Origin of the sequence: Falsiroseomonas sp. HW251 (assembly GCF_050563545.1) — a bacterium.
Taxonomy (GTDB): domain Bacteria; phylum Pseudomonadota; class Alphaproteobacteria; order Acetobacterales; family Acetobacteraceae; genus Falsiroseomonas.
Genome location: NZ_JBNXUM010000050.1, coordinates 24502 through 34366 on the forward strand (window position 1 = coordinate 24502; position 9865 = coordinate 34366).

Annotated in this window: 8 protein-coding genes; 5 read left to right on the plus strand and 3 right to left on the minus strand. The window is 72.3% G+C overall.

The window, feature by feature from the left end; genetic code table 11:
• Positions 1 to 63 precede the first annotated feature (63 nt).
• From ACLF3M_RS33465 to ACLF3M_RS33485, 5 genes are all read left to right on the plus strand, one after another.
• Positions 64 to 1041: a tripartite tricarboxylate transporter substrate binding protein gene (locus ACLF3M_RS33465; protein WP_430661357.1), complete on the plus strand. Its 978-nt coding sequence runs from the start codon at positions 64 to 66 to the stop codon at positions 1039 to 1041.
• Positions 1038 to 2063: an amidohydrolase family protein gene (locus ACLF3M_RS33470; protein ID WP_430661358.1), complete on the plus strand. Its 1026-nt coding sequence runs from the start codon at positions 1038 to 1040 to the stop codon at positions 2061 to 2063. Before ACLF3M_RS33465 ends, ACLF3M_RS33470 begins: the two co-directional genes overlap by 4 nt.
• On the plus strand, positions 2060 to 3013 hold the full coding sequence (locus ACLF3M_RS33475; protein WP_430661359.1) for a VOC family protein: 954 nt from the start codon (positions 2060 to 2062) through the stop codon (positions 3011 to 3013). Before ACLF3M_RS33470 ends, ACLF3M_RS33475 begins: the two co-directional genes overlap by 4 nt.
• Positions 3013 to 4617 (plus strand): FAD-dependent monooxygenase, encoded by a 1605-nt coding sequence (locus ACLF3M_RS33480; RefSeq protein ID WP_430661360.1) that lies wholly within the window; start codon positions 3013 to 3015, stop codon positions 4615 to 4617. Before ACLF3M_RS33475 ends, ACLF3M_RS33480 begins: the two co-directional genes overlap by 1 nt.
• A gap of 64 nt (positions 4618 to 4681) precedes the next feature.
• Complete coding sequence (locus ACLF3M_RS33485; RefSeq protein WP_430661361.1) at positions 4682 to 5659, plus strand: Bug family tripartite tricarboxylate transporter substrate binding protein; 978 nt, start codon at positions 4682 to 4684, stop codon at positions 5657 to 5659.
• Positions 5660 to 5789: 130 nt separating this feature from the next.
• On the opposite strand, the gene ACLF3M_RS33490 is transcribed toward ACLF3M_RS33485, so the two are convergent.
• The 3 genes from ACLF3M_RS33490 to infB form a co-directional block, all read right to left on the minus strand.
• Positions 5790 to 6680 carry an ornithine cyclodeaminase family protein gene (locus tag ACLF3M_RS33490; protein ID WP_430661362.1) on the minus strand — a complete coding sequence of 297 codons (891 nt, stop codon included), beginning with the start codon at positions 6678 to 6680 and terminating at the stop codon, positions 5790 to 5792.
• Positions 6681 to 6684: 4 nt separating this feature from the next.
• The gene (gene rbfA / locus ACLF3M_RS33495; RefSeq protein ID WP_430661363.1) at positions 6685 to 7113 is read right to left on the minus strand and encodes a 30S ribosome-binding factor RbfA; all 429 of its coding nucleotides are present in this window, start codon (positions 7111 to 7113) and stop codon (positions 6685 to 6687) included.
• A 75-nt stretch (positions 7114 to 7188) separates the two neighbouring features.
• Positions 7189 to 9327 carry a translation initiation factor IF-2 gene (gene infB, locus ACLF3M_RS33500; RefSeq protein ID WP_430661366.1) on the minus strand — a complete coding sequence of 713 codons (2139 nt, stop codon included), beginning with the start codon at positions 9325 to 9327 and terminating at the stop codon, positions 7189 to 7191.
• Positions 9328 to 9865 lie beyond the last annotated feature (538 nt).

The following is a 9865-nucleotide window of genomic DNA, read 5'->3' on the forward strand; positions in this document are numbered from 1 at the left end:
GGTGTCGGCCCGCATGGGGCCGGGGTAGCATCGCCCCGAGAAGGCGGAAGAGGGGAGGAGGCCGTGGGAGGAAAAGGCGCGGATCGCGTCGCCACGCGCAGGGCGCTCCTTGGCGCTGGCGTCGCGCTGCTCGCCCGGCCAGCCCTCGCGCAGACGGGGCGGCCGGTGACGGTGATCGTGCCCTACACGCCGGGCGCGCCGCCGGATGTCGTCGGGCGGATGCTGGCCGAGGGCCTGTCGCGCCGGCTTGGCCAGCCCTTCGTGGTGGACAACCGTGCCGGCGCCAGCGGCAACATCGGCAGCGCCGCGGTCTCCCGCGCGGCGCCGGACGGCACGACGCTGCTGGTGCAGACCAACACCCTCGCGATGAATGCGAGCCTGTTCCAGAACCTGCCCTACGATCCCGTCACCGGCTTCGAGCCCGTGATCGAGATCGGCACCGTCGGCTTCGCGCTGATGCTGCATCCCTCTGCCGGCGCGACGGCGGCAGAGTTCATCGCGCGCGCCAGGGCGCGTCCCGGCCAGCTGAACTACGGCTCACCGGGGATCGGCACGCCGCATCACCTCGCGATGGAGCTGCTGAAGCAGCAGGCCGGCATCGACGTCGCGCACATCCCCTATCGCGGCCTGGCCGGCGCGACGACGGACCTGCTGGCCGGCGAGGTCGTGGCGATGTTCATGTCGGCCGGCGGTGCCGCCGAGCTCGCACGCGGCGGCCGCGTGCGCCTCGCCGCCGTGGCGAGCCCCGCCCGCCTGCCGACCCTGCCCGACACGCCGACGCTCGCCGAGGCGGGCCTGCCGGCCACCGACATGGGCGGCTGGTACGGGCTCTTCGCGCCGCACGGCACGCCCGCCGCGCTGGTCGCGCGGCTGAACGCGGCGGCGAATGAGGTGCTGGCCACGCCGGAGACGGCAGCCGCGCTGGCCGCCTACGGCACGACGCCGGTCGGCGGTCCGCCGGAACGCCTGCGCGACCTCGTCGCCGCCGACATGGCGAAATGGGCCGCGGTGGTCCGGACGGCGAGGATCCCTGCGGAATGAACGCGCTCGACATCTACACGCATATCCTGCCCGACGGCTTCCTCGACGTGCTGGGGCGCGTCGCGTCCGGGCGCATCAACATCGGCAAGCGGCTCGCCTCCGTTGCGGCGCTCGTGGATCTCGACCGGCGGTTCCGGGACATGGATGCGGGCGGTCCCGGATACCGGCAGGTCATCTCGCTTCCCAACCCGCCGCTCGAGGAGATCCTGCCGGCGGACGCCGCTGCCGAGCTCGCGCGGGCCGGCAATGACGGCCTCGCCGCGCTCTGCGCCCGCCATCCCGACCGCTTCCCCGCCTTCGTCGCCACGGTCTCGCTGCTCGAGCCCGAGGGCGCGGTGCGCGAGGCCGGGCGGGCGATCCGCGACCTCGGCGCCCGCGGCGTGCAGATCTTCACCAACGTCGCGGGCAAGCCGCTGGACCGGCCGGAATACGCGCCGCTCTTCGCCGCGATGGAGGCGCACGGGCTTCCGGTCTTCCTGCATCCCACGCGGTCCTCGGCGATGCCGGACTACGCGGACGAGCCGCGCAGCCGCTACGAGATGTGGTGGTGCTTCGGCTGGCCCTACGAGACCTCGGTCGCGGTGTCCCGCCTGGTGCTGACCGGCCTGCTCGACCGGCATCCCGGGCTCAATCTCATCACGCACCATGGCGGCGGCATGATTCCCTTCTTCGACGGCCGCGTCGGGCCGGGCATGGCGGTGCTGGGCAGCCGTACGGCGGAGGAGGACCTGTCCGGCGTGCTGCCGGCGCTGAAGCGCCCGCATCTCGACTACTTCCGCGACGTCTGGGCGGACACCGCCATGTTCGGGAGCGGCACGGGCCTGCCCACCGTCCTGCGCTTCTACGGTGCCAGTCGGATCGTCTTCGCGACCGATGCGCCCTTCGGCCCGATCCGGCCGACGCTCGACGCGCTCGGCGCCCTCGACCTCACCCCGGAAGAGCGCCACGCTGTGATGGCGGGCAATGCCGAACGCCTGCTTCGCCTGAACGGCGCGGCAGCAGAAGCAGGAGGAACAGCATGACGGCCCAGGCAGGCCACGTCGCCGCGACGCGCAAGCCCGGCGTCCTCGGCGTCCATTCCATCGGCGAGTTCGTGCTCGGCGTGCCGGGGGTCGAGAAGGCCGAGGATTTCTACGGAACCTTCGGCCTGGATACCGCGAACGAGGGCGGGCAGCTCGCGCTGAGCGCCGGCGGCTATCGCTGGGGCCGCGTGATCGAGGCGCCGCGCAAGGCGATGCACCACGTCACCTTTCATTGCTTCGAGGAAGACCTGCCCCGCTTCAAGCAGCACATCGAGGCACAGGGCGTGACGCTGCTGGATGCCCCGCCGGGCTTCGCGAGCAACGGGCTCTGGCTGCGCGATCCCGACGGGCTGCTGATCGAGATCCGCGTCGGGCCGAAGACCTCGCCCGACGAGAAGGTCGTGGCGCCCGCCGCACCGGCGACGCCTCCGGGCATCCGCAACGCGCCCTATCGCCGCATGGCGGTGCAGGAGAAGCCGCGGCGCCTCAGCCACATCCTGCGCTTCACCCCCGACGTGCCGCGCGCCATCGAATTCTACGAGCGCGTGATCGGCCTGCGCCTGTCCGACAAGTCGGCCGACATGATCGCCTTCCTGCACGGCGTCCATGGCAGCGACCACCACATGATCGCCTTCGCGAAGTCCGAGGCGCCGGGGCTGCACCACCTCTCCTGGGACATGCCGTCCATCGAATCCATCGGCCTCGGCGCGATGGCGATGTTCGCCAAGGGCTACCAGGATGGCTGGGGGCTCGGGCGGCACGTGCTGGGGTCGAACTACTTCCACTACATGCGCGATCCCTGGGGCAGCTGGTGCGAGTTCTCCTGCGACATCGACTTCGTCCCCGCCGCGATGGAGTGGGAAAGCGCGGAGCACCCGATGGAGGACGGCTTCTTCCTCTGGGGCCCGATGCCGCCGCCCTACCTCGTCGAGAACACCGAGGCGCGCTGATGCAGACCGAGGTCCTGATCGCGGGCGGCGGTCCGATCGGCCTGGCGCTGGCCGTCGAGCTCGGCCTGCGCGGCATCCGCACCACGCTTGTCGAGCAGCATGAGCGCAAGGCCCTTCAGCCCCGGGCGAAGACGACCAACGTGCGTTCCATGGAGCACATGCGGCGCTGGGGCATCGCGAAGACACTGCGCGCGTCGGCGCCGCTGCCGCCGGACTTCCCGACCGACGTGACCTTCCAGACGCGGCTCTTCGGCCATCACCTCACCACCTTCCACAACGCCTTCTACGGCGCGCGCGACGCCCGCGATGACCGCTTCAGCGAAGGCGCGCAGTGGATCCCGCAATACAAGGTCGAGGCGGTGCTGAAGGCGCATGCCGCGGCCCAGCCCAGCGTCACGCTGCGATCGGGCGTGCGGCTGGACGCGGTGACGCAATCGCCCGACGGCATCGAGGCGACGGTGGTGGACGCCGCCTCCGGCCAGGCCAGCGCCATCCGCGCGCAGTATCTCGTCGGCGCCGACGGATCGCGCAGCCAGGTGCGCGAGATGATCGGCGCGAGGATGGAAGGCGACTACGCCTTCGCGCAGCACATCGGCTACGTCCTGCGATCGCCCGCGCTGTCGGAGATCTTCGCGACGCGCCGCGCCATCATGTACTGGCTGGCCAATGCCGATTGCCCCGCGACGTGCGGGCCGATGGATGTGGACGACACCTGGTTCTTCGGCTTCCCCATCCCGAACGGCACCGAGCCGCCGGAGGGCGCGGAATTGCGCCAGCGGATCAACGCCGCCTTCGGGCGCGAGGTGCCCTTCGAGATCATCGTGGACGACCGGTGGTCCGCGCACAGCCTGATCGCGAACCGCTATGCGCAGGGCCGCATCTTCCTCGCCGGCGACGCCTGCCACATCCATCCGCCCTATGGCGGCTACGGGATGAATCTCGGCCTCGGCGACAGCGTCGATCTCGGCTGGAAGCTCGCCGCCGTGCTGCGCGGCTGGGGCGGCCCGCGGCTGCTCGACAGCTACGAGGCCGAGCGGCGCCCCGTGCATCGCCGCGTGGTGGCGGAGGCGGTGGCGAACCACTCCCTCCTCTCCGGCGCCTTCGCGCGGCCGGAGCTGGAACAGGACGGCCCGGCGGCGGACGCGGTCCGGCGCGAGGTCGGGGAGCTCATCCAGAGCCAGAAGATCCGGGAGTTCCGCACGCTGGGCGTCGTCATCGGCTACCACTACGACGGCTCGCCGATCCTGGTGCCGGACGGCACGCCCGCGCCGCCCGAGCGCGTGACGGAATACGAGCCGAGCGCGCGGCCGGGCTGCGTTGCGCCGCATCTCTGGCTGCGGGACGGCGATTCGCTCTACGACCGCTTCGGCCAGTATTTCACGCTGCTGGTCACCGACACCGGCGCATCGGACGAGGCCGGACGCCTGGCCACAGCCGCGTCGCGGTCCGGCGTGCCGCTCAGCGTCGTCACGCCGCGCGACGACCGGCTGCGCGATCTCTATGGCGCGCGCCTGGCGCTGATCCGCCCGGACCAGCACGTCGCCTGGCGCGGCGATACCGCGGGCGACGCCGCGGCGATACTCGACACCATACGCGGCGCCTGAGCCGCCATTCCTTGCCCTCTCCCCCCACAGGGCGGGAGAGGGATGGGTGAGGGGGGAGACCAAGATGAGCACAACCGTCCCACGCCGGTTCCTGCTGACAGCCGCCGCGTCGCTGGCGCTGCCGCGCCTCGCCTTGGCGCAGGACTTCCCTGCGCGCCCGATCCGGCTGCTGATCGGCGCGCCGCCGGGCTCCGCGCCCGATGTCGCGGCACGGCTGATGGCGGACCGGCTCTCCACGTTGTGGCGACAGCCCGTGGTGATCGACAACCGGCCCGGCGCGAACGGCAACCTGGCCGCGCAGATCACCGCGCAGGCGCCGGGCGACGGGCACACGCTGCTCTTCGCGCAGGCCTCGATCCTGCTGCTGAACGAATGGCTGATGCGCAACCCCGGCTACGACACCGACCGCGACTTCGTGGCGATCACGCAGCTCATGGCCACGCCCTTCATGCTCGGCGTGCGGAAGGATTCGCCGGTCTCCACGCTGGCCGAACTGGTCGCGGCAGGGAAGGCGGCCCCCGGCCGCATCACCTTCGCCACGACGTCGGGTGCCAACCTCCCGCGCTTCGCGGGCGAGCTGCTGAAGCGCGCGGCCGGCTTCGACATGACCAACGTGCCCTATTCCACCACCGCCGGCGCGATCCAGGACGCGCTGATGGGCCGCACCGACCTGATGATCGATGGCACGCCGGTGATCGCGCCGCAGGTGCGCGGCGGGCAGATGAAGGCGCTGGCGCTGACGTCGCTCCGCCGCTTCCCCGGCATGGAGGAGATCCCCGTGGTGGCGGAGAGCTATCCCGGCTTCGACAGCGTCGGCTGGTTCGGCCTGGTCGGCCCGAAGGCGATGCCGCCCGCCCTGGTTGCGCGCATCGCGCAGGATTTTCGGGGTGTGCTGGAGGTGCCGGAGGTGAAGGAAAGGCTGCTGCGCGACTTCGGCGCCGAGGTCATCGCGAGCCCGCCGGACGCGTTCGCGAGTTATCTGGCGCGGGAACGCGCGACGTATCGGGCGCTGGTGAGGGAAGTCGGGGTGACGCTGGAGTAGGCGAAGGTAGCGCAAACCCCCAGCCCAACCCTCCCCCGCGAGCGGGAGAGGGAGCGGTGGCGCCCTTTATCCCTCTCCCGCTTGCGGGGGAGGGTGGCCGCGCAGCGGCCGCGTGGGGGTCAGCGCCACGTCACCCCAGCTTCGACACTACCAGCGCCGCCACGGCCACGTCCTCCACCGACAGCCCCACGGATTCGAACACCGTCCGGCGGCCCGCCGGCGCGGCTTTCGTCCCCGCCAGGATCTCGCCGATCTCCGCGCCCACCGTCGCGCCGGCGATCAGCACGTCGCCCGACTCGTTCATCACATTCGCCCGCGAATCCGCGACGACGAACGCCCCGAGCATCGCCTCGTCGTCGAGCTCCCTGCCCTTCGGTCCGCGCCACCCCACCGCATTCACATGCGACGCCGGCCCGAGCCACGCCCCTTTCAGCACCGGCTCCGTCGCCGAGGTCGCGGTCACCACGACATCCGCGCCGCGCACCGCCTCCTCCGCGTCTTCCACCGCCACCGCGCCGAACTGCGCGGCCAGGTGGCGCGCCTTCGCGGGATCGCGCCCCCACACCCGCACCTCCTGGAAATCACGGGCATGCGGCATCGCATCGAGATGCGCATGCGCCTGCACGCCGGTGCCCATCACCGCCAGCACCCGCGCGTCGCGCCGCGCCAGCGCCTTCGTCGCCACCGCCGAGGCCGCGGCCGTCCGCATCTCCGTGATCAGCCTGCCATCCATCACCGCCAGCGGCTCGCCGGTCTCGGCGCGGAACAGCGCGATCAGCGCGTGATGCGTCGGCACGCCGGTGTTGTGGGGGAAGAAGCTGACGAGCTTCACGCCCATGCCGAAGGGCGCGATCGCGGTCATCGGTGCGAAGAAGCCGCCGGCGGGCTGCACCTCCAGCATCTGGCGCGGCGGCGCCTGCACGCGGCCTGCGGAGTAATCCACCAGCGCGCGCTCGATCGCGGGGATCAGGTCCTCGTAGCGCAGCAGCGCGCGGACGCGGTCCTCGTCCAGCACCTGCATCGGGTCACTCGTCCTCGGCCGTGGCGGGGCGCGGCGCCAGGTCGCGCTGGACCTCGGGGCGCTTCAGCACCGCGTCCACCTTCATCGCGTAGTCCAGCGCCGTGTCGGGCTGGAAATGCAGGTCGGGCGCGTATTTCAGCCGCACGGCCTGCGCGACCTGCCGCTTCAGGAAAGGCGAGACGCGGCGCAGCCCCGCGAACTGCTCCTTCGTCAGGTCCTTGCCGAGCCCGCTAACGAAGGCCGTCATGTGCTTGAGGTCCGGCGAGGCGCGGACCTCCGTCACCGTGATGTGCAGATCGTAGAGGTCGGGGTCGCGGAATTCCTCGCGCGCGAAGACCGCGGCGAGGGCATGGCGCACCTCCTCCGCGACGCGGAGCTGCCGCTGTGACGGGGCGAGCGGATCGCCGCCCTTGCTGTCGTGCTTGCGGGCCATCACGGGGCCTCCCTCACGCGAAGGGGCGCGGCCTGCGCCGCGCCCCCTGCCAGTCCAGTCCAGGGCGCGCGCGGATTACAGCTCCGCGGCCACCGTCTCCGTCTCGTAGCACTCGATCTGGTCGTCCACGCGGATGTCGTTGTAGTTGGCGAAGCCCATGCCGCATTCGTAGCCGGCCGTCACTTCCTTCACGTCATCCTTGAAGCGGCGCAGCGTGCTGAGCTCGCCCTGGTGGATCACCACGCCGTCGCGCAGAAGCCTGACGCCACAACCGCGGCGCACCACGCCTTCCGTCACGCGGCAGCCCGCGACGTTGCCGAGGCGCTTGACCTCGAACACCTGCAGGATCTGCGCGTAGCCCAGGAACTTCTCGCGCTGCACCGGCGCGAGCTTGCCGCGCACCAGCGTCTCGATGTCATCCGCCACCTGGTAGATGATGGAGTAGTAGCGGATGTCCACGCCCTCGCGCTGCGCCAGCTCCCGCGCCTGGGTGGTGGCGCGGACGTTGAACGCGACGATGACCGCGTCGGAGGCCTTGGCGAGCTGCACGTCGGATTCCGTGATCTGGCCCACTGCGCTGAGCAGCACGCGGACCTTCACCTCCTCGTTGCCGATCTTGCCGAGCGTGACGGCGATGGCTTCCGAGGAACCCTGCACGTCCGCCTTGACGACGACCGCGACCTCCTTCTGCGCGCCGGCCTGGATCCGGGCGAGCATGTCGGTCAGGCTGCCGCGGCCTGCGCTGATCGCCGCGACCTGCTTCTCGCGGTTCTTGCGCTGGCGGAACTCGCTGATCTCGCGGGCCCGCGTCTCGTCCTCAACGGCGACGAAGGTCTCGCCGGCCGCCGGCACGCCCGAGAGGCCGAGGATCTCCACCGGCGCCGAGGGATCGGCGTCCTTCACCTGGCGGCCCTTGTCGTCGAGCATCGCGCGCACCCGGCCCCATTCGGCGCCGGCCACCACGATGTCGCCCTGGCGCAGCGTGCCGCGCTGCACCAGCACGGTCGCCACCGGGCCGCGGCCACGGTCGAGCTTGGACTCGATCACCGTGCCCTCGCCCGCGCGGTTGGGATTCGCTCGGAGGTCCAGGATCTCGGCCTGCAGCGCGATCGCCTCGAGCAGCTTGTCGAGGTTGATCTTCTGCGTCGCCGAGACCTCGATCTCCTGTGTCTCGCCGCCGAGGCTCTCCACCACGATCTCGTGCTGCAGCAGTTCCTGCCGCACGCGGTCGGGCTTCACGCCGGGCTTGTCGATCTTGTTGATCGCCACGATCAGCGGCACGCCGGCCGCCTTGGCATGGCTGATCGCCTCGATCGTCTGGGGCATGACGCCGTCATCGGCCGCGACCACCAGCACGACCATGTCGGTCACGCTCGCGCCGCGGGCGCGCATCGCCGTGAAGGCCTCGTGGCCCGGCGTGTCGATGAAGGTCACGCGGTTCCCGTCCGCCATCGCCACCTGGTAGGCGCCGATGTGCTGGGTGATGCCGCCGGCCTCGTGCGCCGCGACGTCGGCCTTGCGCAGCGCATCGAGCAGCGACGTCTTGCCGTGGTCGACATGGCCCATGATGGTCACCACGGGCGGACGGGGCACCAGCTCCTCGTCCTCGTCCACGATCCCTTCCAGGCCGATCTCGACATCGCCCTCGGCCACGCGCTTCACACGATGGCCGAATTCCTGCGCGACCAGCTCCGCCGTGTCGGCGTCGATGGACTGCGTGAGGGTGGCCATGACGCCCATGCGGAACAGCGACTTCACGACCTCGCCGCCGCGCGCGGCCATGCGGTTCGCCAGCTCCTGGACCGTGATGGTCTCGGGGATGACGACGTCGCGCACCACGCGCTCCTGGCCGGCCCGCAGGCGCGCCAGCTCCTGCTGCCGCCGCTCGCGTTCGCGGGCGCGGCGCATCGAGGCGATCGAGCGGACCTTCTCGTCCTCGCCCTCGATCGCCGCACCGATGTCGATGCGGCCCTCGCGCCGGTTGATCGCGCCGCTCAGCGTGTTCTTCTTCTGCGGGACCGGCGCGCCGCCCTTCTTGGCGTCGGGGCCGAGCGCGCGGCGGCGCTCATCCTCCTCGCGGCCGGTGCGCGGGCGAAGCGTCAGCTTGGACGGCGTGTCCGAGGACGGAGGCGCGCCGATGCCGGGGCCAGGGCCGCCGGGGCGGCGCGGGCCGCCGAAGCCGGTCGGGACCGGGCCGGGACGGCCGCTGCGCATCGGGCCGGCGCCGCCGGGACCACCGGGACGCGGGCCGCCATAGCCGCCGCCGGCACCACCGCCGGGGCCGCCCGGACGCGGGCCGTAGCCGCCCGGGCGCGGGCCGTCGCCGGTCCGCGGGGGAGGACCATCACGACGCGGGCCGTAATCGCTGCGCGGGGCACCGCCAGGCGCACCGCCGCCGGCACCGAAGTCACGGCGCGGGCCGCCATAGTCGCCACGCGGCGCACCACCACCGGGGCCGCCGCCGGGCGCCCCATAGTCGCGGCGCGGGGCGCCATAGCCGCCGCCGGCACCACCGCCGGGGCCGCTATCGCGTCGCGGACCGCCGTAGTCGCCCCGCGGGGCGCCGGCGCCGGCGCCAGGGCCGCCGAAGTCGCGGCGCGGCGCGGCGTAGTCGCCACGAGGCTGGGCGGGCTGGTAGTCGCGGCGCTCCGACGAGGCGGCCGGGCGCGGCGGGGGGGCGAGCGGGCGCGGTGCCTCGGCCGCAAGCGGCGGCGGCGCGGGGCGCACGGGCTCCGGCGCCGGGCGCAGGGGC